The sequence below is a fragment of the Pseudomonas protegens genome (genome assembly GCF_013407925.2).
Classification (GTDB): domain Bacteria; phylum Pseudomonadota; class Gammaproteobacteria; order Pseudomonadales; family Pseudomonadaceae; genus Aquipseudomonas; species Aquipseudomonas fluorescens_AP.
Genome location: NZ_CP060201.1, coordinates 5,542,903 through 5,567,132 on the forward strand (window position 1 = coordinate 5,542,903; position 24,230 = coordinate 5,567,132).

The 24,230-nt window shown below is 66.2% G+C and carries 28 protein-coding genes; 10 read left to right on the plus strand and 18 right to left on the minus strand.

The genetic code is table 11. From position 1 onward, the window contains the following. The first annotated feature begins 305 nt into the window (after positions 1-305). Positions 306-1,112: an AraC family transcriptional regulator gene (locus tag GGI48_RS25670; protein ID WP_179600642.1), complete on the plus strand. Its 807-nt coding sequence runs from the start codon at positions 306-308 to the stop codon at positions 1,110-1,112. 221 nt (positions 1,113-1,333) lie between these two features. Further along, the gene (locus GGI48_RS25675) at positions 1,334-1,750 is read left to right on the plus strand and encodes a hypothetical protein (protein ID WP_016964537.1); all 417 of its coding nucleotides are present in this window, start codon (positions 1,334-1,336) and stop codon (positions 1,748-1,750) included. A gap of 11 nt (positions 1,751-1,761) precedes the next feature. Here GGI48_RS25675 and GGI48_RS25680 read toward each other — a convergent pair whose 3' ends face one another. Beyond that, entirely contained in the window at positions 1,762-2,208 is a 447-nt protein-coding gene (locus GGI48_RS25680) for a GNAT family acetyltransferase (RefSeq protein ID WP_047305386.1), read from the minus strand. Between the two features lie 50 nt (positions 2,209-2,258). Then, positions 2,259-2,702: a hypothetical protein gene (locus tag GGI48_RS25685; RefSeq protein ID WP_179600644.1), complete on the minus strand. Its 444-nt coding sequence runs from the start codon at positions 2,700-2,702 to the stop codon at positions 2,259-2,261. Positions 2,703-3,150: 448 nt separating this feature from the next. Here GGI48_RS25685 and GGI48_RS25690 point away from each other — a divergent pair, with 448 nt between their 5' ends. Beyond that, complete coding sequence (locus GGI48_RS25690) at positions 3,151-3,540, plus strand: hypothetical protein (RefSeq protein WP_179600646.1); 390 nt, start codon at positions 3,151-3,153, stop codon at positions 3,538-3,540. 350 nt (positions 3,541-3,890) lie between these two features. Here GGI48_RS25690 and GGI48_RS25695 read toward each other — a convergent pair whose 3' ends face one another. Further along, positions 3,891-5,042, minus strand: coding sequence for an MFS transporter (locus GGI48_RS25695; protein ID WP_179600648.1), 1,152 nt, complete (start codon positions 5,040-5,042; stop codon positions 3,891-3,893). A 233-nt stretch (positions 5,043-5,275) separates the two neighbouring features. On the opposite strand from GGI48_RS25695, the gene GGI48_RS25700 reads away from it, so the two are divergent. From GGI48_RS25700 to GGI48_RS25710, 3 genes are all read left to right on the plus strand, one after another. Continuing rightward, positions 5,276-5,746: an Lrp/AsnC family transcriptional regulator gene (locus tag GGI48_RS25700; protein ID WP_047305382.1), complete on the plus strand. Its 471-nt coding sequence runs from the start codon at positions 5,276-5,278 to the stop codon at positions 5,744-5,746. Positions 5,747-5,897: 151 nt separating this feature from the next. Next, on the plus strand, positions 5,898-6,893 hold the full coding sequence (locus tag GGI48_RS25705) for a diaminopimelate epimerase (RefSeq protein WP_179600649.1): 996 nt from the start codon (positions 5,898-5,900) through the stop codon (positions 6,891-6,893). A gap of 109 nt (positions 6,894-7,002) precedes the next feature. Continuing rightward, positions 7,003-7,662 carry a hypothetical protein gene (locus tag GGI48_RS25710; protein ID WP_179600651.1) on the plus strand — a complete coding sequence of 220 codons (660 nt, stop codon included), beginning with the start codon at positions 7,003-7,005 and terminating at the stop codon, positions 7,660-7,662. A 12-nt stretch (positions 7,663-7,674) separates the two neighbouring features. On the opposite strand, the gene codA is transcribed toward GGI48_RS25710, so the two are convergent. The 15 genes from codA to GGI48_RS25785 all read right to left on the minus strand — a co-directional run bounded on the left by codA (position 7,675) and on the right by GGI48_RS25785 (position 21,454). Continuing rightward, positions 7,675-8,931, minus strand: coding sequence for a cytosine deaminase (codA, locus tag GGI48_RS25715; protein ID WP_016965653.1), 1,257 nt, complete (start codon positions 8,929-8,931; stop codon positions 7,675-7,677). Between the two features lie 181 nt (positions 8,932-9,112). After that, positions 9,113-10,378: a cytosine permease gene (codB, locus tag GGI48_RS25720; RefSeq protein ID WP_179600653.1), complete on the minus strand. Its 1,266-nt coding sequence runs from the start codon at positions 10,376-10,378 to the stop codon at positions 9,113-9,115. A 171-nt stretch (positions 10,379-10,549) separates the two neighbouring features. Further along, positions 10,550-10,747 carry a helix-turn-helix transcriptional regulator gene (locus GGI48_RS25725; RefSeq protein ID WP_016965799.1) on the minus strand — a complete coding sequence of 66 codons (198 nt, stop codon included), beginning with the start codon at positions 10,745-10,747 and terminating at the stop codon, positions 10,550-10,552. Continuing rightward, a complete protein-coding gene (locus GGI48_RS25730; RefSeq protein WP_047305377.1) occupies positions 10,744-11,118 on the minus strand; it encodes a hypothetical protein in 375 nt (124 codons plus the stop codon). The genes GGI48_RS25725 and GGI48_RS25730 overlap by 4 nt, the downstream gene beginning before the upstream one ends. A gap of 86 nt (positions 11,119-11,204) precedes the next feature. Beyond that, a complete protein-coding gene (locus tag GGI48_RS25735; protein WP_047305376.1) occupies positions 11,205-11,828 on the minus strand; it encodes an NUDIX hydrolase in 624 nt (207 codons plus the stop codon). Positions 11,829-11,929: 101 nt separating this feature from the next. Then, complete coding sequence (locus GGI48_RS25740) at positions 11,930-12,901, minus strand: oligopeptide/dipeptide ABC transporter ATP-binding protein (RefSeq protein WP_179600655.1); 972 nt, start codon at positions 12,899-12,901, stop codon at positions 11,930-11,932. Then, positions 12,898-13,893, minus strand: coding sequence for an ABC transporter ATP-binding protein (locus GGI48_RS25745; protein WP_103742016.1), 996 nt, complete (start codon positions 13,891-13,893; stop codon positions 12,898-12,900). Before GGI48_RS25745 ends, GGI48_RS25740 begins: the two co-directional genes overlap by 4 nt. After that, complete coding sequence (ddpC, locus tag GGI48_RS25750; RefSeq protein ID WP_179600657.1) at positions 13,890-14,789, minus strand: D,D-dipeptide ABC transporter permease; 900 nt, start codon at positions 14,787-14,789, stop codon at positions 13,890-13,892. Before ddpC ends, GGI48_RS25745 begins: the two co-directional genes overlap by 4 nt. Position 14,790: 1 nt before the next feature. Continuing rightward, positions 14,791-15,807 carry an ABC transporter permease gene (locus tag GGI48_RS25755; protein ID WP_103742014.1) on the minus strand — a complete coding sequence of 339 codons (1,017 nt, stop codon included), beginning with the start codon at positions 15,805-15,807 and terminating at the stop codon, positions 14,791-14,793. Between the two features lie 118 nt (positions 15,808-15,925). Further along, positions 15,926-17,503 carry an ABC transporter substrate-binding protein gene (locus GGI48_RS25760; protein WP_179600658.1) on the minus strand — a complete coding sequence of 526 codons (1,578 nt, stop codon included), beginning with the start codon at positions 17,501-17,503 and terminating at the stop codon, positions 15,926-15,928. Between the two features lie 149 nt (positions 17,504-17,652). Beyond that, complete coding sequence (gene ddpX / locus GGI48_RS25765; RefSeq protein ID WP_016965614.1) at positions 17,653-18,210, minus strand: D-alanyl-D-alanine dipeptidase; 558 nt, start codon at positions 18,208-18,210, stop codon at positions 17,653-17,655. A 32-nt stretch (positions 18,211-18,242) separates the two neighbouring features. Beyond that, positions 18,243-19,103 (minus strand): MurR/RpiR family transcriptional regulator, encoded by an 861-nt coding sequence (locus tag GGI48_RS25770; protein ID WP_179600660.1) that lies wholly within the window; start codon positions 19,101-19,103, stop codon positions 18,243-18,245. A gap of 141 nt (positions 19,104-19,244) precedes the next feature. Further along, positions 19,245-19,751 carry a nucleoside 2-deoxyribosyltransferase gene (locus GGI48_RS25775; RefSeq protein ID WP_179600662.1) on the minus strand — a complete coding sequence of 169 codons (507 nt, stop codon included), beginning with the start codon at positions 19,749-19,751 and terminating at the stop codon, positions 19,245-19,247. 138 nt (positions 19,752-19,889) lie between these two features. Next, on the minus strand, positions 19,890-20,246 hold the full coding sequence (gene queD, locus GGI48_RS25780; RefSeq protein WP_011062303.1) for a 6-carboxytetrahydropterin synthase QueD: 357 nt from the start codon (positions 20,244-20,246) through the stop codon (positions 19,890-19,892). Positions 20,247-20,374: 128 nt separating this feature from the next. Next, complete coding sequence (locus GGI48_RS25785) at positions 20,375-21,454, minus strand: hypothetical protein (protein ID WP_047305369.1); 1,080 nt, start codon at positions 21,452-21,454, stop codon at positions 20,375-20,377. A gap of 162 nt (positions 21,455-21,616) precedes the next feature. Here GGI48_RS25785 and GGI48_RS25790 point away from each other — a divergent pair, with 162 nt between their 5' ends. Genes GGI48_RS25790 through GGI48_RS25805 form a run of 4 tightly spaced genes read left to right on the plus strand, consistent with a single transcriptional unit; the run spans position 21,617 to position 24,229 of the window. Next, positions 21,617-21,937, plus strand: coding sequence for a PepSY domain-containing protein (locus GGI48_RS25790; RefSeq protein WP_179600664.1), 321 nt, complete (start codon positions 21,617-21,619; stop codon positions 21,935-21,937). Beyond that, positions 21,937-22,251, plus strand: a complete 315-nt coding sequence (locus GGI48_RS25795; protein WP_179600666.1) for a PepSY domain-containing protein — start codon at positions 21,937-21,939, stop codon at positions 22,249-22,251. Before GGI48_RS25790 ends, GGI48_RS25795 begins: the two co-directional genes overlap by 1 nt. Continuing rightward, a complete protein-coding gene (locus GGI48_RS25800; protein ID WP_103742009.1) occupies positions 22,251-22,919 on the plus strand; it encodes a response regulator transcription factor in 669 nt (222 codons plus the stop codon). The genes GGI48_RS25795 and GGI48_RS25800 overlap by 1 nt, the downstream gene beginning before the upstream one ends. Beyond that, on the plus strand, positions 22,916-24,229 hold the full coding sequence (locus GGI48_RS25805; protein WP_179600668.1) for a sensor histidine kinase: 1,314 nt from the start codon (positions 22,916-22,918) through the stop codon (positions 24,227-24,229). The genes GGI48_RS25800 and GGI48_RS25805 overlap by 4 nt, the downstream gene beginning before the upstream one ends. Position 24,230 lies beyond the last annotated feature (1 nt).

The following is a 24,230-nucleotide window of genomic DNA, read 5'->3' on the forward strand; positions in this document are numbered from 1 at the left end:
GTTGGCCAGCGCCGCAGAGCGGTCGTATCACTGAACCCTTGAGGAATTCATCATGTCCCGTCGTATTGCACTGCTGATTGTCATGGCCACGATGCTGTCTTTGGGGGGCTGCGTGGTTTACCCCGGGCACTATCACGGCTGCTGCTACCGCTATGGCTACTACCGCTAGGGCGCGGGGCCGCGCGCCGGCGTGGCCCGGGGTGCTTGGCTAAGCCCCATGGGCCCGGCACAATCCTCGACCTTGCCGGGCAGGCAGCGGCGTCGCGCCGATGGCGGGCTTGCCCCGGGCGTGGGGAGGAAGGTGGATGCCCGTCTTGAAACAGCAGGACCAGGACCCGGACGCGATTGCACGTCCGGTATGTGCCCTGCGCATCTCGACCCAAGAACAGCGCTGGGAACGGCCATGGCACAGCCATCGCAAGGCCCAGCTGCTGTTTCCCGCGGGCGGCGTGCTCAGTTGCGAGAGCGCCGAAGGCCTGTGGCTGGCGCCGCCGCAGTGCGCGGTATGGATTCCCAGCGCGATCGAGCATCGGGTCCAGGGGCTGGAGAACGCCCAGGGCTATTGCCTGTTGGTCAAGCCCGAGCACGCCCGTTCGCTGCCTCAGGCCTGCTGCACCCTGGTGATGTCGCCGCTGTTGCAGGAGTTGCTCAAGCGCTGTGCGCAACTGCCGTTCCTGTATGACCAGGACGGCGCCGCCGGGCGCCTGGTCGCGGTGACCCTGGATGAGCTGGCGGTTGCGCCCCGCGAGCAGATCCACCTGCCCATGCCCCGGCACGCACAACTGCGGCGTCTGGCCCAGCAGATCCTTGAACAGCCGCAACGGCGCCTGAGCCTCGGGCAATGGGGCGAGCAGATCGGCCTCAGCGAACGCAGCCTGAGCCGCTTGATCGTGGCCGAGACCGGCCTGAGTTTCGGCCGCTGGCAGCGTCAGTTGCACATCCTCCTGGGGCTTGAGCAATTGGGCCGGGGCGACTCGGTGGAGCGTGTGGCCCTGACCCTGGGCTATGACAGCGCCAGCGCCTTTATCCGCATGTTCAAGAAAGCCGTGGGCCAGCCGCCGGGGCGGTTTTTTGCCGAACGTCGCCAAGCCCTGGAAAACCACGCCCTGTAGCCGCTGCCGAGCCCGCGAGGCTGCGAAAAGGCCCGCAGGGCCTTGCCTGGCGATGCCTCGTCAAACTCACGATCGCGGTGGCCGCCAGGTCAGAGTGCCGCCTGTGGCAGTGGCAATATCTGGCTGGATTGGTCAATAACTTGTCGATCTCGGCTGATGCGGACAATGTTTCTCGGGAAGATGATAAGCATTCTTGTTTGTTAGATTCTTGAGGTGTTCCCATGTACTTCGATCATCAGCATTTTCCCCTGGTCTGGATGCGTCGCGCCGAGGACGCAGGGCAGCCGGGCGTCGACCCTTTCCAGCAGTTGGAGGGGCTTATGCAGCGGGCCCAGGCCTTTGTCCTGATGAGTGATCTGATGCCTGAGCCCGAGCAGCGCAACAGCGCTCGGAGCCAGGCGTTGCTCAAGCAGGGTTCGTTGTGGATGAAGCGCAACAAGGCGGCGATCCGCCGCTGGATCAAGGCGATGATCGTCATTGCCCCGCAGCCGGAGACACAGGCCCGGGTCGAGGCGTTTGCCGACAGCTATGAAAAGTTCTGGGGCTATCCGCTGCTGCACAGTGCCTCGCCGCTGGCCGCAGCCGCCCTGGCCCAGCAGCTGCTGCGTCCGCCGCGAGTCAACCCGCACAACTGGTAGTTCCAGCCACTTCAGCTGCGCAGGTGCTCGGGGAGGTTGGCGGTGAGCACCTTGCCCATGCTGACCCGGGGTTCAACCTGATAACCCAGGGCCTGGTAGAAGCCCTGCACCGCGGCGTTGCTGCTGAGGATCTGCAGGTTGATCTTCAGGCAGCCACGGGCGCCCAGGGCCTGTTCGCCGTGGCGCACCAGGGCCCGGCCGGTGCCGAGTCGGCGCTGTTGCGGGTCCACCGCCAGGGAGTACAGCCAGCCACGGTGGCCGTCGTAGCCGGCCATCAGGGTGCCGATGACCTGCCCTGAGGCCAGGGCGACGAAGAACAGCCCGTCGTCCACGGCGAGCTTGCGCTCGATGGCCAGCTCCGGGGTGTTGTGGACGCTGTCGTAACCGAAGACGCGTTTCCACAGCTCGATCACGGGCTGGCGGTGCTGGGTGTTGTCGTACTCGATCAGTTGGATCATGGCGTGGGCTCGGCAAGGGGGGAGCTATGGGCGGTGGCGGCTGGCAGGTTTCAGTCCTGATGGCCGGGCCAGGTTTCGGTGGGGAAGTAGGCCTCCAGCCCCGGCTCGCGGTGGTCCACGCCGTTCCGGGTCCAGTAGCAGCTCAGGCGCGAATAGTTGTCCAGGTCACCGCGGACCAGGCAGGTGGCGGCGTGCCCCGGCCAGTTGAAACGCAAGACATCGGCCTCGGCCATGCGGGCGCGTTCCACTTTGCCGACGGCGGTGGTGGTCTTGCCGTTGACGGTCTTGACCAGGGTCAGGGCCTGGTTCTCGTAGCGGATCAGCGCAGTGCCGGCGTAGGTCGGGCCGCCGTCCGGCTCCTTGCCGATCAGCATGAACTGGCCGGGCACCATGCTGTAGTAGATGTGCAGGTCCTGGTCCTGTTTTGGCGCGGCCTGGGCCGCGAGGCTGGCCAGCAGCAGGCCGAGAAGGGGGGCGCGGGAGAACGGCGGCATTGGTGCTCACTCCTGTTGAGGCGGGGGGCATGATTCCAGACTTGGCGGGGCAGATAGTAGCAAGCAGCAAGCAGCAAGCAGCAAGTGGTGAGCTTGGAGCGGAGGTGGGCTTAAAGGTCGTTATGGCGGGGTTTGGTCGCTTTCTTTTGTAAGGCAAATCCGAGAAACTGCGGGCCGCTTGAATGCGCCTGGTGGGCGGGCTAGGGTGCCTGGGCCATCGCCAAATCGATGGCTCGGATGTGCAAGTCCGAACTCTGCAAAGGCGCACAAGCGATCAGCACTGATTGATCGTTTTCATGTCCGCTGCGTTATGGCGGCCGTGCGTGGGAGATCTTCGGATCTGCCGGGTGTCCTTGCAGACTCGGTCTTGCACACCTGCGTACGGCTGCCACCTTATTCGTGTGCAAGCGATCGGTGTCGGCTCCTTTTATCTGCAAGGAGTTTGACCATGAAAAAGATCGTTCCCGATCCACCGACTTCCTATCGTGATCCCCAGCTCAAGGCCGCCAATGCGTCCTTGCGTGAAGCGTTGGCCCGGCATCCATTGGACCCTGCGACGTTCCAGTTCAAGACCACGGCCCAGGCCGTTGCACCCGACTCGCTGTTCAGCGTGCGCCCGGGCGTGGGCGTCGAGGAGGCGCTGGTGCATGTGGCGTTGCTGCTTAAATGCGCCGAGGAGGTCAGTGATGAAATCACCCGCCAGGGTAGTGGCCTGGAGACCGGGTTGATCTGGTCCATGGTGCATTCGGTGGAGATGGCGCGGGCGGTGGTGGAGGCATTGCTCGATGGTGCTCCGAGAGATCCTGTTGGCCTGGGTTCTCCGGCGTTGTTGGAGTAGGCGGGGATGGGGGGCATATCCGTTGCTGCGGGTGTGGCCGCTGGCGGTTTCGCCCTTACGGCGAGTGACTTTGAAAAGCCCAAAGTCACCAAAGGCTTCTGCCCCCGCATCCGGCGCCTCGCCTAGGCTCGGCGTTCCCTCGTTCCGGCATTGCTCCGGGGGCACGCCGCCCCAGGCCATCCATGGCCTGGGGCGGCTAGCTCGGCATCCTTGCCGAGCTGCCCCCTGCGCAATGCCTGCACTCGGCCTCCTGAAGGGGCAGCAAGATCAAAAGCCAAAGACTTAGCTGCAAGCCGCAAGCCGCAAGCCGCAAGCTTGGAGCTTGGAGCTTGGAGCTTGGAGCTTGGCGCTTACAGCTTGAGTATTCTGCCGCTGGCGGCCACTGCCAACAGCAGCACGGCGATCAGGCCGAAGGCCGCGCTCAGGCTGCTGCCATGGGCGATGAAGCCGATGACCGCCGGGCCGGCCAGGATGCCGGCATAGCCCAGGGTGGTGATGGCCGGCACGGCGATGTTTTCCGGCATGACTCGCTGTTTGCCCACGGCGGTGTAGAGCACCGGCACGATGTTCGAGCAACCCGCGCCCACCAGGGCATAGCCCAGCAGCGCCGCTTCCCAGGCCGGGGTCAGGGTCGCCAGCAGCAGGCCGACGGCGGCGGTGCTGCCGCCGATGATGATCACCCGGCGTGCGCCCAGGCGCTGGACGATGGCATCGCCGGTCAGGCGGCCCAGGGTCATGGTCAGGGCAAAGGCCGCGTAACCCAGGCCGGCGTAGGCCGCATCCAGGTTGCGCTCGGCGGTGAGGAACACCGCGCTCCAGTCCAGTACCGCGCCTTCGGCGAGAAACACCACAAAGCACAGGCAGCCAATGAACAGCACCACGCCATGGGGCACGGCAAAGGCCGGGCCCGAGCTCTGGCTGCCGTAGGGCAGCATGTGCGGCGCGGCCTTGAGCAGGGCCAGCAGCATCAGGGCAATCACCACCAGGGTCGCGCCCAGTGGCGACAGGCCCAGGCCGAGCAAGGCGCTGACCCCGGCGGCGCCGACGATCCCGCCGAGGCTGAACAGCCCGTGAAAGCCCGACATCATGGTCTTGCCGCTGGCGCGCTCGACGATCACCGCCTGCAGGTTGACCGTGGAATCCACGCCGCCCAGGCCGGCGCCGAACAGGAACAGCGCGGCCATCAACAGCGGGATCGAGGTCAGGGTCGCCAGCAAGGGCAGGGCCAGGCAGATCAGCAAGGTGCCGCCGGCCATCACCCGACGGCAGCCGAAACGTCCGGCCAGGGCCCCGGCAATCGGCATCGCCAGGATCGAACCCACCCCCAGGCACAACAGCAACAGGCCCAGTGTGCCTTCGTCGAGCCCGGCCCGGGCCTTGGCGTAGGGCACCAGCGGGGCCCAGGCGGCAATACCGAAACCGGCGATGAAAAAGGCGATGCGGGTGGACATCTGTTCGAGGCGGCCAGGGGTGGCCTGGAAGTGGGTGTTGCTGGCAGTCATAAAAATCCTTGGCGATGAAACTCGCTGCCGGCCACCTGATGCCCCCATGGCGTGATGGCGGCCGGGTCGGGGATTGTGACAAATCCAGCCGGTGAAGGTTGCAGTCATCGTCGGGGCGGCGGGCCAGGGCGGCAAATAATCCTGCGCAAGCCGGCGGTTTGTTTCGCATAATCGGTCGCTTTGCACAAAAACATTGCTGCGCGTGCCGTTCGCCCCCCGGAGTTTTCCTGCCCATGAATGCCAGTCTCGACGCCTATGACCTGAAGTTGCTCGCCGAGCTGCAGCGTGACGCCAGCACCGCGCAAAGCGAACTCGGGCTGCGGGTCAACCTGTCCACCGCCGCGGTCAACCGGCGGCTCAAGCGCCTCTGCGACGAGGGCGTGATCGAGCGCTACAGCGCCATCGTCGCGCCGGATGCCCTGGGGCACGAGCTGAGCATCATCGTCGAGGTGGAAGTGGAGAGTGAGCGCATCGACCAGATCGACGCGCTCAAGCGCAGCTTCCAGGCCTGCCCCCAGGTCCAGCAGTGCTACTACGTGGCCGGCGAGTGCGACTTCGTGCTGATTTTCTGCGTGCGCAACATGGCCCAGTACACCCAGCTGACCCGCGAGCTGTTCTTCGACAACGCCAACGTCAAGCGCTTCAAGACCCTGGTGGCGATGAACCGGGTCAAGGTCGGCCTGGACGTGCCCACCACCGGTTGACGTTCAGGGTGCTTGCGGCGCTGGCCCGAGAACAGCCACAAGCCCCGGACCTGCTGCGGCAGGTGGCGTTGGCCGGGCCGGCGTTGCCCTCTGGTGGAGCCGCGGCATTCTCCGTAATGTCAGCGGCTGGTTTTTTTCTGGAGGCGGTGTGATGGCGGCGTTCTACGATGCACGGGGCAATCTCTATGGTGTGGTGGCGCCCGCTGCGCTGCGCGGCCTGGGAATTGCCTTGCCCGACAACGCGGCCCAGGCGGCCCGGGACCGGCGCCTGTGGGCGGAACAGGCGATCGCCGCGCTCTGCGACTGGGCGCCGGGCACCCGCCCGCCCGGGGCCAAGGCCCACCGCTGCGACGGTCTGCTGGTGGGGCCGTTCCAGGCTCGGGCGCCCTTCGATCTGTTGATCGTCAACACCGACGGCACCCTGGCCGAGCGCAGCGGCAATGGCCTGACGATCTTTTCCCAGGCCCTGGCCGAACAGGGCCTGCTGGCCACCCAGGGACCGACGCTGTTGCAGGTGCATCACGATCAACCCACCGGCGCCTCGCCGCTGGCCACGGTGGTGGAGCCGGCGCAAGTGGCGGGGCAGCAGGGCTTCTGGCTGGATCTGGGCCAGCCGTCCTTCGGGCCCGAGGCGGTCGCGGCGATGGGCGTGCAAGCCGTGACCTTCAACGGTCGCGAGCTGAGCCGAGTGGCGCCGTTGCAGGCGTTGAACCCGCTGTGGGAGCAGAGCCAGTTCGTGCGCATCGGCAACCCTCACTGCGTGACCCTGGTGGAGGAGGCCGAGGCCTTGCCGAGCAACCCGCAGATGCTCCAGGCGCCCCTGACCGAGGGCCTGACCGCCGTCGCCTTTGCCTGGCCTCAGGGCCGCGGCGAGCCGTGCCCGGCGGGGGTCAACCTGCAATGGGCGATGCGCCAGTCGGCGCAGCGCATCGTCGCCCGGGTGTTCGAGCGCGGCGAAGGGCCGACCGCGTCGTCGGGCACCAGCGCCAGCGCCGTGGCTTGCGCGGCGTGGCGGGTGGGCTGGGTCCAGGCCGGACGGGTCGAAGTGCTGATGCCTGGCGGCACTGCGCCCTTGATGTTGCAAGAGCGCGATGGCGTGTTGACCCGGGTGAGCCTGTTCGGCACGGCGCAGGCACTGCCTGAGTGAGGACGCCTAAGTGGCGGTAGCGGAGTGCAAAACGGCGGGAGTTTCTATAGGGTGGCGGCCCTCGCGGCTCGTCTCTGGATACAGCCCGCATTTACCGAAAGGACTCGACATGCAAAAGGGAACGCCCCGCCGCGCTTTGCTCAAAGGCACGCTCATGGCCTTGGGGGCTGCGGTCGCTGGCAGCCTGGGCGGCTGCCTGACCAGTAGGCTGTACGAAAGCCGAGCCAGCAACGAGGTCTATACCGAAACCGTCAGCCAGTTCTACATCACGGCGGACGCGCAGAGCTTTGTCATCCTTGGCAAGCGCTATCACTACTTGGTGAGGGTCGATCCTGAGTTGCTCAAGGCCATCAAGTCGGACCTGCATGGAAAAATGCAGGCCGAGTTTTCGCCGATCCTCGTCAATGCGTGGCAGAACCTGGAGGGCGAGCTGGTCCTGAGGATTCCCGAGCCGGACCGGCTCGACGCCAGGCAGATCGATGAAGCCCGGGCGTTGGGCTTCGTCGTCGCAAGGTCGCAGAACGCCCTGCTGCACCGCTATGCCATTCGCGGCAGCCGCTTTGAGTCCAAGCGGGATATCAGCGCCTACCCGGCCAACCCGTTGAACAGCACCTACACCCTGAATTTCTCGGCGTACCGCGAGAAGAGCAAGGTCGGCCAGGTGCTGCTGACGCCGGTCACCCTCACCGCGGACGGCGTGTTGACGATCCTTGCCCTGCCGCTGTTGCCGGTGGCGTTCATGGCGGCCCGGCCGTTTCGGGTCAAGTAGGCATCGCCACCGTCAGTCGCCGGCCAGTTGCACCTGGGCCATCTGCCGTTGCATCAGCACCTTGCCGTGGCGGATCGAGTACAGCGGCAAGCCCTGGCTGCGGAGCATTTCGTAGTCGCTGTCGGCCGAGAGGATCAGCAGGTTCGCCGGGCGGCCCTCCTCGATGCCGTAACCCTCGCCCAGGGCCAGGGCCTTGGCGCTGTTGTCGGTGACCAGGTCCAGAGCGCTTTGCAGGTTGCTGTAGCCGAGCATGTGGCAGATGTGCAGGCCGGCTTCGAGCACCCGCAGGATGTTGCCGTTACCCAGGGGGTACCAGGGATCGACGATCGAGTCCTGGCCGAAGCAGACGTTCATCCCGGCATCCAGCAGCTCCTTGACCCGGGTCACGCCGCGGCGTTTCGGGAAGCTGTCGAAGCGCCCCTGCAGGTGAATGCTCTCGGTGGGGCAGGAGACGAAGCTGATGCCCGAATGCCCGAGCAGGCGAAACAGCTTGGCGCAGTAGGCGTTGTCGTAGGAGCCCATGGCGGTGGTGTGGCTGGCGCTGACCCGTGAGCCCATGTCGCGGCTGCGGGCTTCTTCGGCCAGCACTTCGAGAAAGCGCGAGTGCGGGTCGTCGGTTTCGTCGCAGTGCACGTCCACCAGGCAACCGGTGCGTTCGGCCAGGTCCATGAGGAATTTCACCGAACTCACGCCCTGGTCGCGGGTGTATTCGAAGTGCGGAATGCCGCCCACCACGTCGGCGCCCAGGCGGATGGCTTCCTCCATCAGTTCGCGACCGTTGCGGAACGATTCGATGCCCTCTTGAGGGAAGGCGACGATCTGCATATCGATCAGGTGCCCGGTCTGCTCGCGCACTTCGAGCATGGCCTTGAGGGCGGTGAGGTCGGGATCGGTGACGTCGACATGGGTGCGCACGTGCTGGATACCGTGGGCGGCCAGGGCGCGAATGGTCTTGTGGGCGCGGGTGCGGGTGTCTTCGGCGGTGATGCTGGCCTTGCGTTCGCCCCAGCATTCGATGCCTTCGAACAGGGTGCCGCTCATGTTCCAGCGCGGCTCGCCGGCGGTCAGGGTGGCGTCCAGGTGAATGTGCGGTTCGACGAAGGGCGGCACCACCAGGTTGCCAGCGGCATCCAGGTGTTCGGGGCCGAAGGCCGGCGCGGCGGTGGGAGCGTCCGGGCCTTGCAGGACAATGCGGGCGATGCGGCCGTTTTCCAGGTGCAGTTGGTGCAGACCTTCACGGTGGCGCAGGCGGGCGTTGGTGATCAGCATCGGGGCAATTCCTCGAGTCGGGCAATCAGTGGTGGCGCCGTGAGATCCGGGCGCTGGCCCTTGTCCCACGGTCATTGGACTGTCCCTGCGCCGGCCGTGACCGGGCCGCTGGGCAGGGACAGGGTGTTGCGTGACCGGGCCATGATAGACCCGGAGCGCGTCGAATGAGCAAGGCGCGGGTTCAGCCCCGGGCCTCGGCGCCGGCGCTGGAGCGCGCGCCGCGCCAGGCGCTGAACAGCACATGACTCAGGCTGGCCACGGCGATGCCCACCAGCGGTGCGACCCAGGGCGAGCAGAACGCCGCCAGGGTGCCCAGGCCGTAGGCGGCCAGGCCCGGCCAGTTCCAGTCCGGCAACTGGCTGTCGGCCAGACGCGGGTAGCGGCCGCGCCAGCGGTAGAAGAAGTCGGCCATGATCACCCCGCCAATCGGCGGAATCACCGTGCCCAGCAGCACCAGGTAGGGCACCAGCAAGTCGTACATGCCGAGCATCGCCAGCAGGGTGCCGATCAGCGCGCCCACCAGGGTCACGGTCTTGCGCCGGTCGGTGCGCAGCAGGTTGCAGCCGGCCACGGCGAAGTTGTAGATGGTGTTGTCCTGGGTGCTCCAGATGTTCAACAGCAGCATGGCCATGGCGGCCGTGGCAAAGCCCTGCAGCAACAGCACTTCGACCACGTCCGGCTGCTGGTAGACGATGGCGCCGTAGGCCCCGATCAGCACCATCAGGCCATTGCCGAGGCAGAAGCCGATCAGGCTGGCGCTGACCGCCACCCGCGCCGAGCGCGAGAAACGGGTCCAGTTGGTGGCTTGGGTCGCACCGCTGACAAAGGTGCCGAACACCAGGGTCAGGGCGGTGGACAGGTCCAGGCTGGCGCTGCGGGCCAGCAGGCCGTCCAGGCCGCCGACCTGGGTGGTCGCCACCGCCATCGACAGCACCAGCAGCAGGCCCATGGCCGGCACCGCGATCCACGACAGGATCTCCAGGCCGCGATAACCGATATAGGCGGTGGCGCAGAAGGCCATGCCGAACAGCAGCATCAGCCCCAGCACCGCGCCCGGATCGAGCTGGAAGTACTTGCCCAGCACCACCGCGGCGGTGGCGGTGCCCCAGGCGTACCAGCCGATCTGGGTGAAACCCAGGATCAGGTCGCTGAGCTTGCTGCCCCGCTCACCGAAGCAGAAGCGCCCCATCAGCACCGTGTTCAGCCCGCTCTTGAAGGCGATGTAGCCCAGGCTCGCGGCGTAGATTCCCAGCAGCAAGTTGCCGACCAGGATCACCAGCAGCAGGGTGGTGAAGTCGAACGCCACCCCCAGCTTGCCGCCGGCGAACATGGTGGCGGTGAAGAAGGTGAAGCCCAGCAGCACCATGGCCATGGAGGCCAGGCCCTTGCGGGCGTGCTGTGGAACTTCGCTCAAGGGGTAGTCGTTGCCGGGTTGGTGCTGGTTCATGGGCCTGTCCCTGGTCGCAGTGATGCCACGCTGTTGCAGACGCCGTGCCAATCCTTGACGGCAGGGCCGGGCGCCCCAGCAGTTATAGCCGATGCCCGTGCCCCTGCACCGGGTGCCTGTGGCCCAGGGGCGAAAGAAGTGCACCCCCGGGCCAGATTGGTTCACCGGCAGTCAGTCCGCGTCGGGAGTGAAAATGCTTTCAATGGGCATCTCGAAGGCCCGGGCAATCTTGAATGCCAGGGGCAGGCTGGGGTCGTAGCGCCCGGTCTCGATGGCATTCACCGTCTGCCGGGACACCTCTAGCCGGGTGGCCAGTTCGGCCTGGGACCAGCCTTTGAGGGTGCGCAGTTCGCGCAGTTGGTTGTTCATCGGTAGCGCCGCACGCCGGCCACCGTGGCCAGGGCCCAGACCAGGCCCATCACGGGCCATACGTAGAACATCGAGAGCCGGGGCAGGCCGGCGGTTTCCAGGAAGCCGTAGCTGAAGGTGATCAGCGCGGTGCAGACAAAGGACAGACCCAAAGCTTCGAGCTGGATGCGCCGGGCCAGTTCGTCCATGCGCCGCAACTGGCGGACCACCGCCAGGGCCATGGCCACCATGGGGATCACCGGCACCAGGGCCAGGGCGATCTTGCCCGGGCCCGGGTTCAGGTCCGCCAGCCAGTGGCTGCTCAAAATCACGCAGGCGATGTAGGCCAGCAAGGCCAGGCTGAATTCGACGAAATAGCGTTTGCTGCCCATGGGCAATCTCCTTTTAGTAAAGTGTCCTTTACATTAGGCGGGGCGTTTTTCCATGTCCAGGTTGCTTTACATTGGCGGTGTCACGCTCAGTCGAACAGGGCCACGCTGCGCCGGCCCGCGTGGAAGTCGAAGGCCTCCTGAATATCCCGTTCAACGGTGCGGCCCAGGGAAAGCGGCGGCAACTGGTCGGGGGCGAAGAAGCCGGCCTCGGTGGCTTCGCTGCCGGCTACCGGGGCCGGGCCGCCGTGGCGCTCGCAGAGAAAGTACAGCTTGTAGAAGTCGCGGTGATCGGCCTTGTAGGGGCCCTTGGCCTTGTGCCGGACGCCGTACAAGGCGCGTACCGACACCTCGAGCCCGGCTTCTTCGTGGATTTCCTTGATCACGTTTTCGCTGGCCGACAGGCCGACGTCGGCATAACCCCCGGGCAGGGCCCAGAGGCCGTCGTGCTGTTCGCGCACTAGCAGAATCTTGCCGTCCTCGATCAGCGCGCCGCGCACTTCGACCATCGGCGTCGAGTAGCGCTGGGCAAAGTCCGAAACCAGATCGGTGATGCGTTCCAGGGGCACGTTGCCCAGTTGCGCGAGCATGTCGTGGGCGATGTCGGCGATTTCCTGGTAGCGCTCGCGGTCGTGCACGTCCTGGCAAAAGTGCAGGCCGGTGGAGGCGATGGCTTGCAGGCGTTTGGCGTGGGTCAGCCAGTGGCTTTCCATGGGAGGGGTTCCTGCGACGTCAGAGAGAAGGCGCTTGTTTTAAGCCCTTGGCGAGCAGGGAGCAAGCACCACGCCGTGGCAGGCGGCGTGGTGCTGTTGGATCACCCCGCGAGATCCTGCCGATGGCAACGCACTTGCTGCGTCGCATCGCCCAGCAGCGCTTGCGGCTGTTCGCAACCCGGGCCGCGACGGCTGCAGCGGTCGAAGAAGAAACAGCCACTGGGCAGCTTGCGGTTGCCCGGCAGTTCGGTGGGCGCTGAAACCTGGCTGTCCGCCAGCGGCGCGCCGAGGCGTGGCACCGCATCTAGCAACAGCTGGGTATAGGGGTGGCGCGGGCGCTCCAGCACCTGCTCGGCGCTGCCCAGTTCGACGATCTGCCCCAGGTACATCACCGCCACCCGGTCGGCCATGTGCCGCACCACCGAGACGTTGTGCGAGATCAGCACGAAGGTCAGGCCGCGGCTGCGTTGCAGGTCCGCCAGCAGGTTGAGGATCTGCGCCTGCACCGAGATGTCCAGGGCCGAGGTCGGCTCGTCGAGGACGATGATGTCCGGGTTCGACGCCAGGGCCCGGGCAATGGCGATGCGCTGGCGCTGGCCGCCGGAGAACTGGTGCGGGTAGCGCTCCAGGTATTCGCCGCGGATGCCTACCTGTTGCGCGACCTTGGCGGCGATCTCGCGCATCTGCCCGGCCGGGGTGTTGCCCAGGGCGAACAGCGGCTCGGTGATGATCTTCCAGATCGGCAGGCGCGGGTCGAGGGACGATTGCGGGTCCTGGAACACGATCTGCACATGGCTGTGGCGCTCGCGGTCGCTGGCGTAGGCCCAGCGCAGGTCGCCGCTGCTGGGCTGGACCAGGCCCATCAGCAGTTGCGCCAGGGTGCTTTTGCCGCAGCCGGACTCGCCGACGATGCCCAGGGTTTCCCCGGGGCGCAGTTCCAGGTCGATGCCGTTCAGCGCGTGGGCGAAGGCCCGGGGCCGGCCCAGCCAGTCATTGCTCAGGGGGAAGCGCACTTGCACGTCGTTGAGCCGCAGCAGCGGCGCGTTGCCGGTGTGGGATTGAGGGGCGGTCATTGGGCGGACTCCGGGGCGGCCAGCCAGCAGGCGCTCTTGCGCTGCTCGCAGGCGTTGATCGAATGCAGCGGTGGCCGTTGGGCACACACCGCCATGGCCTGCGGGCAGCGCTCGCGGAAGGTGCAGCCAGCGGGCAGGTGGGCGAGGTTCGGCACCTGCCCGGGAATGGTCAGCAGCGGCGCGCCGGGGGCCACCTGTTCCGGCAGGCCGCTGAGCAGGCCGCGGGTGTAGGGATGCTGTGGGTCGAGCATGACCTGGGCGGTGCTGCCTTGCTCCACCACGGCGCCGGTGTACATCACATAGACCCGGTCGCAGAACTGCGAGACCACCGCCATATCGTGGGTGATCAAGAGGATCGCGGTGCCCCGTTGCCGGGCCTTCTCGCGCAGCAACAGCAGCACCTGGCGCTGCACGGTGACGTCCAGGGCAGTGGTCGGCTCGTCGGCAATCAGCAACTGCGGATCGCAGGAAAATGCCAGGGCGATCATCACCCGCTGGCGCATGCCGCCGGACAGCTCGAAGGGGTAGGCCTGGAGCACCTGCTCGGGGTCGGCAATGTGCATGTCCCGCAGCAGGGCGATGGCCTTGGCCCGGGCCTGGTCCTGGCTCAGGCGCTGGTGATGGATGATCACGTCGAGCATCTGCCGGCCGATGCGCCGGGTCGGGTTGAGGGCGGTCATCGGCTCCTGGAAGATCATCGCTGCGTCGCGGCCACGGATCTGCAGCAGCTGCTTTTCCGGGGTGGCGAGCATGTCCCGGCCCAGCAGGCTCAGGCTGCCGGAGGTGACGCGGTAGCTGCGCTCGGGCAGCAGGCGCAGGCTGAGCATGGCGGTCACCGACTTGCCCGAGCCGGATTCGCCGACCACGCCGACGATTTCCCCCGGGTTGACGTGCAGCGACACGCCGTTGAGGGCCTGTACGTTGCTGCGGTAGGCGGGGAATTCCAGGCTCAGGTTGTCGATGTTGAGAACGGCGGATGAGCTCATGGTCATTTCCCCTGTTGCCGTGGATCGAGCAGGTCACGGATGCCGTCACCCAGCAGGTTGAAGCCGGTGGCGGTGAACAGGATCGCCAGCCCGGGAAAGGTCGAGTACCACCAGTTGTCGAGGATGAAGTTGCGCCCGGTAGCCACCATCGCCCCCCATTCGGCGGTGGGCTGTTGCGCCCCCAGGCCGATGAAGCCCAGGGCCGAGGCCATGAGGATGGCGCTGCCGATGTCCAGGCTCAGTTGCACCAGCAATGGCGGCATGGCGTTGCGCCCTACGTGCCAGCTGACGATGTGCCAGCGCCCGGCGCCGTAGGTCTGGGCCGCCTTGACGTAGCCCATCTGGCGGATGCTCAGGGCCTGGCCCCGGGCCAGGCGCACGTAGAACGGAATGCGCACCAGGGTGATCGCCAGCATGGCGTTGAACAGGCTCGGGCCCAGGGCGGCGGCCAGGGCCATGATCAGCACCAGCGACGGCACCGAGAGCATGATGTCCATCAGGCGCATGATCAGGCTGTCGAAGCGCCCGCCGATGATCCCCGACAGGCAGCCCAACAGGCCCCCGGCCAGGCATGAGGCGAAGGCCACGAACAGGCCCACGCCCACCGACTGGCGGCTGCCGTGGAGCACCCGGCTGAACAGGTCGCGGCCGACTTCGTCGGTGCCGAACCAGTGGGCGGCGCTGGGGGCGGCCAGGCGCTGGGCCAGGTTCAGGGCATTGGGGTCATGGCTCGACAGCCAGGGCGCAAAGGCCATGCACAACAGCACCAGCAGGGTCATGCACAGCCCGGCGATGGTCAGCGGACTTTGCCGCACGCGGTAGCCCAGGTAGGCCAGGCGCGTACGCCAGCCGCTGGCCTGGGCGGTGGGTTGTGGCAGGGGAACGATCAAGGGAGCGGACATCTCAACTTACCTCGCCAATGCGCGGGTCGATCACCCGGTACAACAGGTCGATCGCCATGTTCAGCAGCACATAAATGAACGACACCAGGATGGCGAAGCCCATCACCGCCGGGAAATCCAGGGCCTGGATCGACTTCACCACGTAGGCGCCCATGCCCGGCCAGGCGAACACCGTCTCGGTCAGCACCGCGCCGTACAGCAGATCGCCGAGGGTCAGGCCGAGCACCGTCACCGAGGGGATCAGCGCATTGGGCAGGGCGTGGCGCAGGATCACCGCCCAGCGCGACAGGCCGTAGGCCCGGGCGGTGCGGATGTAGTCCTCGCCGAGCTGGTCGAGCATCGCCGAGCGGATCTGCCGCGCCACCACCCCGAGGTTGACGAAACCCAGGGTCACGGCGGGCAGGATCAGGTGCTGCAGGGCATTGAAAAACAGCGGGATGTCCCCGGCCAGCAGCGAATCGATCAGGTAGAAGCCGCTGATGGTTGGCGGCGGCTCCAGGCCTTCGTCCAGGCGCCCGCTGCCGGGCAGCCAGCCCAGGTTGCCGTAGAACAGCAGGATCAGCCCCAGGCCCAGCCAGAACGCCGGGGTGGAGATCCCGGTGACCGCCAGGGTGCGGGCGATCTGGTCGATAAAGCGGTTGTGGTAGACCGCCGACAGCACCCCCAGCGGCACGCCCACCAGCACCGACAGCAGCAGGGCGGCCAGGGCCAGCTCCAGGGTGGCCGGGAAGAAGGTCTGCAGGTCCTCCAGCACCGGGCGGCTGGTGCGGATCGAAGTGCCCAGGTCGCCGTGCAGCAGGTCGAGCATGTAGCGCCCGTATTGCTGGTACAGCGGCAGGTCCAGGCCCAGTTGGTGGCGGATGTTCTGCACGATGGCATCGCTGGCCCGGTCGCCGGCGATCAGCCGCGCCGGGTCACCGGGAATCAGGTGCGAGATGGTGAAGGTAATCAGCGAAACCCCGATCACGACCAGCAACAGGCCGAGCAGGCGTTTGCGCAACATATTCAGGAAGGCCATGAGGCAACCTCGTTAACGCTTGACGAACGGCAGGGGCCATAACGGCCCCGCAGCGGGGACACGGCCACCCGGCGCCGGCCCGGTTCAGGGGCTGGCGACGGGGATTGCAGGGCCGGTCCTACTTGCTGATTTCGGCGATGTTGAACACCTGTTCCAGCATCGGATGGAACACGTAGCCCTTCACCGAATCGCGCATCGGCAGGCTGTAGTTCTTCTGGTACAGGTAGGCGTAGACGTTGTCCTTGAGGACGATCTTCTGCGCCTTCTGGTACAGCTCGATGCGCTGGGCGGTGTCGTTGGTGGCCGCCGCCTCGCGGATCAGGCTGTCGACTTCCGGGTTGCTGTAGAACGAGCGGTTGCCCGGCAGGCCTTGCAGGCTGGAGTCGAACCAGAAGTTCATGAACATGTAGGGGTCGGCGAAGTCCGGGCTCCAGGAGCCGATGGCCACGTCGTAGTCACCCTTGCCGACCCGTTCACGCATGGTGGCGTTGGCCAGTTTTTCCATCTTCAGGTTGATGCCCAGGGGCGCCAGGCCCGCTTGCAGGGTCAGGCCGATGGACTCCCAGTTGGCGTCCTTGTCCGAGTACAGGTAGGTCAGGTTGCTGATCTTCTGCGGCACCTTGGCCAGGCTGGCCTTGGCGCCGTCCAGATTCTGCTGCATCAGCGGCAGGCTTGGGTCGTGGGCCCACATGCCGTCGGGGATCGGCCCGTTCATCAGCTTGGCCTGGCCCTTGAGGATGCCGTCGACGATGCCTTTGTAGTCGATGGCCTGGACCAGTGCCTGGCGCGCCTCGACGTTGTCCAGGGGCGCACGCTGGTTGTTCAGGTACAGGTAGTTGACCCGCAGCGAGGGGAAGGTCTGGATCACCACCCCGGACTTGCCGGCCAGGGTGCCGAGCTGGTCTTCGGGCATGTCCTCGATGATGTCCAGGTCGCCGCGTTCCAGTTGCAGGCGGCGCACCGAGGCCTCGCTGATGATCTTGATCACCACCTTGTTCAGGCTCGGCTTGGGGCCTGCGTAGTAGCTGTTGGGTTCCAGCGTCAGCGCCTGGCCTTTCTGCCAGTTGCTCAGGCGGAAGGCCCCGGAGCCGGCGGTGTGGGTCGAGAGGTAGGCGTTGACGTCTTCGCCCTTGTTGGCCACGTCCGGGTTGATGATGCCGCCGCCGTTGTGGGCCAGGGTGTAGAGGAAGGGCGCGTAGGGCTTCTTCAGGGTGAAGCGCACGGTCAGCGGGTCGACCACGGCCACGCTCATGTCATCCGGGAAAGCCCCGGACGGGCCTTGCTTGAGCTGCATCAGGCGGTCGAAGGAGAACTTCACTGCGGCGGCGTCCACCGGCTTGCCGTCGTCGAACTTGTTGCCCGGCTTGAGCTTGAAGTCCCAGGTCAGGTTGTCGGCGGAGGTGCTCCAGCTCTCGGCCAGGTCGCCCTGGACTTCGGTGCTGCCCTTGCCGTTCTCGACCTTGTAGGTCACCAGCTTCTGGTAGGCCGGGTAGGTCACGGCCCAGTCGTTGTTGTCGATGGTCACGGCCGGGTCGAGGGTCTGCGGGTCGGCGGCCTTGCCGATCATCAGGGTGTCCTTGGGCGCGGCGGCGCTGGCCGCCTGCCAGGTGCCCAGGCTCAGGGCGGCGCACAGCAGCGACAGGGCGACACGGGTGGACAGACGCACATCAGGGTTATTGCGCAGATTGGGGGTCATGCCGGTTTCCTTGATCATTCGATGTTGGGAAGTTCGTCAGGTTTTTTATAAAAGCTATAACCGGGCAGTTGTTGCTGAAGCGGTGTTGCAGTACGACCGGCTTGGGGCAGTGGGCTGCCTGTTGTTGTGGCCGGTTGGGGAACGGGAGATCAGTGTTCGAAGGGCTGGTCGTGCTCCTGGATCAGGGGAAAGTCCTCGGCGTTGGGCAGCTCGTAGTGCCACCACTCGGTGGGGATCGCCTCGAAGCCGGCGCTGAGCATGATCCCCAGCAGCATCAGGCGATTGCGCTGCACCTGGGGCGGCAGGTCGCGGTAGAACTGGTGCGACTTGGGCTCCATGGCATCGAAGGCGGTGCCCATGTCCAGGGGCTGGCCCGATTCATCCACCAGGGTCAGGTCCACGGCCACGCCCCGGGTGTGGTGCGAGCCCAGGCGCGGATCGCGCACGTAGTCCGGGTTGGGCAGGGCCTGCCACAGCAGTTGCTGGGCGTAGGCCGGGCGATAGGCGTCGTAGATGCGCAGGCCCAGGCCGGCCATGCGCGCCAGCTGGCTGGCCTTGTACAGGCAGGCCGCGGCGTCCTTGTGCAGCAGGCAGCGGGCGTTGCGGTAGATCACCTGGCCGGCCAGGTTGTCGGCGCTGGCGTAGACCAGGTCGATTTCCAGTTGGTGGCGCTGGGCGTCGATTTCGACAAGGGGGCTGTTGTTCACTCACTCACTCCATCTTGGGGCACGCTTGAAGGTCAGGATTCGAACTGGCCGAAGGCTTCCTGCAACGCTCGGTTCTTCGCCAGGCGCTCATCCAGGCGCGCGCCATAGCCCTCGGCCACGGCGGACACCATCAGGTTGAACAGGCAGGTCAGCGGCGCCAGGGAATCCCAGAACTGGCCGACATCGGTTTTCAGTTGCAGCAGGTCCAGCGGGTAGTCCCGGGCCCAGGGGCACTGCAGGTCGGTGACCAGGGCCAGGGGCAGGGCGTTGGCGTTGGCCACTTCGCAGAAGGTCTGGGTGATGGCGGAGTAGGCGCGAAAGTCGGAAATGATCGCGTAGGGCTTGGCGAAGCCCGAGTTCAGGGTTTCCGCGTAGATGCCCGACAGGCCGTCGACGTAGTAGACCTTGGGCCGGATGTATTCCAGGTGGCTGTGGAAGGCATTGAGGATGCCCCGGGTCGACTGGATGCCGATGATGAACACCGCGTCGGCCTCGACGATCTGCCGCACGATGTCGGCGAACACCTGGCTGCGGGCCAGGCCGTAGACGTGCTGGATGGCCTCGATCTCGCGATGCATCGAGCGCTCCAGGGCGTCGTCCTGATGCGCCTCGCTGCGAAACGCGCCAAGCCGGTCGGTGATCAGCCAGGAGGCCGGGGCATCGCCGCGCAGGCCTTGCTTGACGTCATCCAGGTTGCGGTAGCCCAGCGAGCGCAGGAAGCGCCCCACGGAAATGCCGGTGGTGCCGGCTTGCTGGGCGATGCTGTCGGCAGTCTCGAAGGGCAATTGCTGGAGGTTGGCCAGCAGGTAGGTGGCGATGCGCTTGCCGGTGGGCGTCAGGCTTGCAAACTGCTGTTCCAGGGTGACTTGGAAACTGTTCTTGTCCATGACCATCTCGCCAGGGCTTCGCGGAAAATGTTATATGAATTTCATTTTTGTAATTCGTGTTAGAAACATAACATCGGCCTTCGCGACAAAACAAGGCTTTTGTCCGATGGGGTCGTTTTCGGCAGAAAGTGACGCTGCTGGTTATCTTCAGTGGGCCGCAGGGGTTGCGTTCAACCAGTGCCCGAGGTCACCGATGGCTGTTTCCACACAGGTGCTGCGACCGCTCCAGGTGCAGGCCAGCATCAGGTTGCGCGGCAGATTGAAGTCTTCCACCGCAAAGCCTTGGGCATCATGGCCCTGGGCGTCATGGGGCACCTGCTGGCGCAGGGTCGCGGGGCCGCTGAAGTAGGCCCACACCGGCTTGCCCAGGGCGATGGCCACGCCCACTTCAAAGGCGGTGCCGGAATCCGGCTCCAGGCCGCGAAAGTCGTTGAGGTTGGCCAGCAGAGCGTCGCAGCCGCGGATCATGGCCAGGTTCTGCTGGCAGATCCACTGCGCGGTGGCTTCTGGCGAGAGGTGCTGCGGCGCCTGGTGATCCAGGGGGAACAGGCCGTGCAGGCCCTGGGCGCTGCACAGTTGCTTGAGGTACTTGCCATGGGCCAGGGCGTCGCTGCGAAACACATCGAAACCGGCGAGGTAGATACGTGGGCTCATGGGCAGCTGGATCTCTTCTGTGGCGAGGGAGCATGCTCGCGCTGGGGGGCAGCGCCCCCCCAAAGGCGGTAAACGCGGTACTCCCGGCCGATCACTGATTCGGCGTCACCAGCGCTGCCCAGCCGCGCAGGGCACGGCTTATTCGCCGCGATAGATGCAGCCGCTGGTGCAGGTTTCGTGGATGCGGATCGCGCTCAGCTCCGGCAGCAACGGCTTGAGCTCGTTCCAGATCCACTTGGCCAGGACTTCGCTGGTGGGGTTTTCCAGGCCGGGGATGTCGTTCAGGTAGTTGTGGTCCAGGCGCTCGTAAAGCGGTTTGAAGATCGCCTTGATTTCCGAGAAGTCGCGAATCCAGCCGGTGTGCGCGTCGACCTCGCCACTGAGGTGGATCGCCACCTTGAACGAGTGGCCGTGCAGGCGGCCGCACTTGTGGCCCTCGGGCACGAAAGGCAGGCGATGGGCGGATTCGAAGGTAAATTCTTTGAAGATTTCCACAGTGTCGGTCAGCTCTGTCAGGTGGCGTCGCCCGCGGGCGAGTTGAGGCAGGCGGCGAGTTTATCAGCTTGGCTCCCAGGCTGCGGAAAAACCCTGACTAAAGGGTCAATGCACAGCCCGGGGCGGATTCACAGGCTCTGCAGGCGCTCGCCCAGGCGGTTCTGCGCCGCCAGTTCGAGGAATTCGTCGCCCAGGCGCCGGCTTTCGTCCATGGCGCTGCGCCAGTATTTTTGCCGGCCGGCATCGTCGCCCATGAAGCGCTTGAAGTCGTTGCGGTCCGGCAGCTTGCCGTAGGGCAGGCGCGCCAGGTATTCCTTCGACGGCGCCAGCAGCAGGACGTCGCGCAGGCGTTCGGGGCTGGCGCGGCGCCAGGGCAGGGTCTTGTCGAACCAGCCGGGGATCACCCGGTCGGTGAAGTGCGGGTAGAGCACGATGTCGCTGCCGCTGTAGGGCAGGTCCAGGTGGTAGTCCAGCAGGCCGCCGTCGCGGAAGGTGCCGGCCCCGGCGCCGGGCAGTTCGCGCACGCCCTGCATGACCATGGGGATCGAGCCCGAGGCCAGCAGCGCCTGGCGCAGGTTGCCGCGATCCAGGGGCACGAAGCGCGAGGGGAAGTCCTCCAGGGCCTGCAGCGGCGGGGCCAGGCGCGGGTCGTGCAGCACCAGGCGCTCGAAGTGCCGCGACAGCCGCGCGCGGCCCCGCAGGTTGTCGGCGATCACCGAGGACAGGCCCAGGCCAAGGCGCCCGCGATGATCGTCCGCCAGCAGGCCGTGGCTTTTGACCACCATGATGTTCAGTCGGTAGTGAGGGTTGTCGAGGATCGACGCGTCGCGGCCATCGAGCAGGTCGTCGAGCATGCGCTGGGAGCTGTGGCTGATCTGCGCCATGCTCACGCCCTTGGCGAAAGTCTGGGCGTTGTACAGCTGGCCCAGGCGGCGGATGCCTTCGGCGGCGTCCGGCAGGCAGGCGCTGGCGAAGCGCCAGGAACCCACTGAAGCACCGATCAGCGAGCGCTCGCGGGGCGCGGCGGGCAGCCATTCACCGAACAGCGCCAGGTCCAGGCCCTGAATGCCCAGGGCCTTGGGGCCGCCGGCGGCGCCCGGCAAGGTGCCGACTTCGCCGGCGTGCAGGCCTTGGCGGCGGATGCGGGCCAGGGCGCGGGGGCCGGCCTTGAGGGTCAGGGCGGGAAACTTGATATGGATGGCGGTCATACCGGGCTCACTCTTGAATCAGCCGCCGAGTATAGAGAACCCGGGCGCCGGGGGCCGAGTGAAAGTTCTGTCAGGCCGATGATGGCGATTCAGTTTCAATTAAGTTGCCTTGGGTATCGTCGGCGGCATCGGCTTTTTGGCCTGCGACTTTGGAGAACCGCCATGAAAACCCTGACCGCGCTGTTCAGCGCCAGCCTCATCGCTCTGACCACCAGCCTGGTCGCCAGCCCGGCCCATGCCCGCGACCTGGGCCCGGACGAAGCCCTGCGGCTGCGCGACGCTGGTACCATTGTGTCCTTTGAAAAACTCAATGCCACGGCCCTGTCCCGGCATCCTGGGGCGAGCATCAGTGAAACCGAGCTGGAAGAGGAGTACGGCAAGTACATCTACCAGGTTGAACTGCGCGACCCGCAGGGACTGGAATGGGACCTGGAACTGGACGCGGTGAGCGGCCAGGTTCTCAAGGATCATCAGGACACTTAATGAACCGGACTCTGCGCATCGCCGGCAGCTGCGCCGCCCTGGCGCTGCTGTTCTGCTCCCTGGCCATGGCCCGCGACCTGGACCAGGACGAGGCTCTGCGCCTGCGCCAGCGGGGGGTGATCCTGCCCCTGGAGCAATTGCTCAAGCAGGCCCTGGACCGTTACCCCGGGGCCCGGCTGCTGGAAGCCGAGCTGGAGGAAAAACATGATCTGTACATTTATGAGGTCGAGCTGTTGACCCTGGACGGCGTGGTCCGCGAGCTGGACCTGGACGCCGCCACCGGGCGCCTGTTGAAAGATGAGGAAGACGACTGATGCGCCTGCTTGTGGTGGAAGATCACGTATCCCTGGCCGATGAACTGCTCGAAGGCCTGAAACTCCAGGGCTACGCCGTGGACTGGCTGGCCGACGGCCGCGACGCGCTGTACCAGGGCGCCAGCGAACCCTACGACCTGATCATTCTCGACCTCGGCCTGCCCGGGGTGCCGGGCCTGGACGTGTTGCGCCAGTGGCGCGCGGACGGGCTGGCGACCCCGGTGCTGGTGCTCACCGCCCGCGGTTCCTGGGCCGAGCGCATCGAGGGGCTCAAGGCCGGCGCCGACGATTACCTGAGCAAGCCTTTTCATCCCGAGGAGCTGCACCTGCGGGTCCAGGCCCTGCTGCGGCGCTCCCACGGCCAGGCCAATCAGCAGACCTTGCAAGCCGCCGGGTTGCACCTGGATGAAGGCCGGCAATGCGTGGTTCGCGACGGCCAGGACGTGCTGCTGACCGCCGCCGAGTTCCGCCTGCTGCGCTATTTCATGCTGCACCCGCAGCAGATCCTGTCCAAAAGCCACTTGGCCGAACACCTCTACGACGGTGAAACCGAGCGTGATTCCAACGTCCTTGAAGTCCACGTCAACCACCTGCGGCGCAAGCTGGGCCGCGAGGTGATCGAAACCCGCCGCGGCCAGGGCTACCTGTTCGGCGGGACTGATTCGTGAGGTCGATCCAGCGGCGCCTGAGCCTGGGCCTGATCACGGTGATGCTGGTGGTCGGTCTGGTGCTGGCCCAGACCAGCCTCTGGCTGTTCGAAGTGGGCCTGCAGCGTTACCTGGAGGCCGGGCTGCGGGAAGACAGCGAGAGCCTGCTGCTGGCGCTGGTGCGGGGGCCGCAAGGCTTGCAGCTGGACGAGCGGCGCCTGTCGCCGGCCTATCAGCGGCCCTTTTCCGGGCATTACTTTCGTATCGATTTTGCCGACGTGCATTGGCGTTCCCGTTCCCTGTGGGATCAGGAGCTGCCGCAGCTGCAGCGCGCCGGCCTGCAAAGCGACCTGCAACTGGGGCCGGAAGGCCAGCAACTGCTGGTGCTGCGCAGTGACTACAAGCGCCTCGGGCAATCGATCTCGATCAGCGTGGCCCAGGACTACACCCCGGTGCGCGAGAGCTTCCAGCGCATGCGTCAGGTCGGTCTTGGCCTGGGGCTGGCCGGGTTGCTGCTGATCCTGCTGCTGCAGCGCATGACCGTGCGCCGGGCCCTGCGTCCCCTGGAAACCGCCCGTGAGCAGATCGCCCAGTTGCAGCAGGGCCAGCGCTCGCAACTGGACGCCCAGGTGCCGCTGGAGCTGGAGCCGTTGGTGGCGCAGATCAACCATTTGCTGGCCCACACCGAGGACAGCCTGAACCGCTCGCGCAACGCCCTGGGCAACCTTGGCCACGCCTTGAAAACCCCGCTGGCGGTACTCCTGAGTCTGGCGTCGGGGCCCAAGCTCGAGGGCCACCCCGAGGTGCGCAGGGTGTTGCTGGAGCAATTGCAGCAGGTGCAGCAACGCCTCAATCGCGAACTCAACCGCGCGCGGCTGGCGGGGGATGCGTTGCCCGGGGTGCTGTTCGAATGCGATGCCGAACTGCCGGGCTTGCTGGCGACCTTGAACATGATCCATGGCCAGCACCTGGACTTGAGTTACCAGGCGCCACCGGGGCTGCGCCTGCCCTGGGACCGGGAAGACCTGCTGGAGCTGCTGGGCAATCTGCTGGACAACGCCTGCAAATGGGCCGATGCCCAGGTGCGCCTGAGCATCGAGGAGCGGCCGCAGGGCTTTTGCCTGCGGGTGGAGGACGACGGCCCGGGTATTCCCGAAGCGCGGCGTAGCGAGGTGTTCAGTCGCGGCGCACGGCTGGATGAACAGACCCATGGCCATGGGCTGGGCCTGGGCATCGTGCGCGACATTGTCGACGCCTGCGGCGGCACCCTGAGCCTGGGGGACAGCGAGTGGGGCGGCTTGCGGGTGGAGATCGAGCTGCCCAGGCGCTGAA

Bases quoted from the DNA above. Each gene is read 5' to 3' on its own strand.
- GGI48_RS25730 (WP_047305377.1), bottom strand. From the start codon at position 11,118: ATGGGCAGCAAACGCTATTTCGTCGAATTCAGCCTGGCCTTGCTGGCC.
- GGI48_RS25725 (WP_016965799.1), bottom strand. From the start codon at position 10,747: ATGAACAACCAACTGCGCGAACTGCGCACCCTCAAAGGCTGGTCCCAG.
- GGI48_RS25755 (WP_103742014.1), bottom strand. From the start codon at position 15,807: ATGGCCTTCCTGAATATGTTGCGCAAACGCCTGCTCGGCCTGTTGCTG.
- GGI48_RS25695 (WP_179600648.1), bottom strand. From the start codon at position 5,042: ATGACTGCCAGCAACACCCACTTCCAGGCCACCCCTGGCCGCCTCGAA.
- ddpC (WP_179600657.1), bottom strand. From the start codon at position 14,789: ATGTCCGCTCCCTTGATCGTTCCCCTGCCACAACCCACCGCCCAGGCC.
- codA (WP_016965653.1), bottom strand. From the start codon at position 8,931: ATGCTGATCACCAACGCCCGCCTGCGCCACCGTGAAGGTCTGCACCAA.
- GGI48_RS25675 (WP_016964537.1), top strand. From the start codon at position 1,334: ATGTACTTCGATCATCAGCATTTTCCCCTGGTCTGGATGCGTCGCGCC.
- GGI48_RS25710 (WP_179600651.1), top strand. From the start codon at position 7,003: ATGCAAAAGGGAACGCCCCGCCGCGCTTTGCTCAAAGGCACGCTCATG.
- GGI48_RS25760 (WP_179600658.1), bottom strand. From the start codon at position 17,503: ATGACCCCCAATCTGCGCAATAACCCTGATGTGCGTCTGTCCACCCGT.
- GGI48_RS25685 (WP_179600644.1), bottom strand. From the start codon at position 2,702: ATGCCGCCGTTCTCCCGCGCCCCCCTTCTCGGCCTGCTGCTGGCCAGC.
- GGI48_RS25700 (WP_047305382.1), top strand. From the start codon at position 5,276: ATGAATGCCAGTCTCGACGCCTATGACCTGAAGTTGCTCGCCGAGCTG.
- GGI48_RS25740 (WP_179600655.1), bottom strand. From the start codon at position 12,901: ATGACCGCCCCTCAATCCCACACCGGCAACGCGCCGCTGCTGCGGCTC.
- codB (WP_179600653.1), bottom strand. From the start codon at position 10,378: ATGAACCAGCACCAACCCGGCAACGACTACCCCTTGAGCGAAGTTCCA.
- GGI48_RS25790 (WP_179600664.1), top strand. From the start codon at position 21,617: ATGAAAACCCTGACCGCGCTGTTCAGCGCCAGCCTCATCGCTCTGACC.
- GGI48_RS25690 (WP_179600646.1), top strand. From the start codon at position 3,151: ATGAAAAAGATCGTTCCCGATCCACCGACTTCCTATCGTGATCCCCAG.
- GGI48_RS25680 (WP_047305386.1), bottom strand. From the start codon at position 2,208: ATGATCCAACTGATCGAGTACGACAACACCCAGCACCGCCAGCCCGTG.
- GGI48_RS25775 (WP_179600662.1), bottom strand. From the start codon at position 19,751: ATGAGCCCACGTATCTACCTCGCCGGTTTCGATGTGTTTCGCAGCGAC.
- GGI48_RS25735 (WP_047305376.1), bottom strand. From the start codon at position 11,828: ATGGAAAGCCACTGGCTGACCCACGCCAAACGCCTGCAAGCCATCGCC.
- GGI48_RS25785 (WP_047305369.1), bottom strand. From the start codon at position 21,454: ATGACCGCCATCCATATCAAGTTTCCCGCCCTGACCCTCAAGGCCGGC.
- GGI48_RS25795 (WP_179600666.1), top strand. From the start codon at position 21,937: ATGAACCGGACTCTGCGCATCGCCGGCAGCTGCGCCGCCCTGGCGCTG.
- GGI48_RS25670 (WP_179600642.1), top strand. From the start codon at position 306: ATGCCCGTCTTGAAACAGCAGGACCAGGACCCGGACGCGATTGCACGT.
- GGI48_RS25705 (WP_179600649.1), top strand. From the start codon at position 5,898: ATGGCGGCGTTCTACGATGCACGGGGCAATCTCTATGGTGTGGTGGCG.
- GGI48_RS25800 (WP_103742009.1), top strand. From the start codon at position 22,251: ATGCGCCTGCTTGTGGTGGAAGATCACGTATCCCTGGCCGATGAACTG.
- GGI48_RS25745 (WP_103742016.1), bottom strand. From the start codon at position 13,893: ATGACCATGAGCTCATCCGCCGTTCTCAACATCGACAACCTGAGCCTG.
- GGI48_RS25770 (WP_179600660.1), bottom strand. From the start codon at position 19,103: ATGGTCATGGACAAGAACAGTTTCCAAGTCACCCTGGAACAGCAGTTT.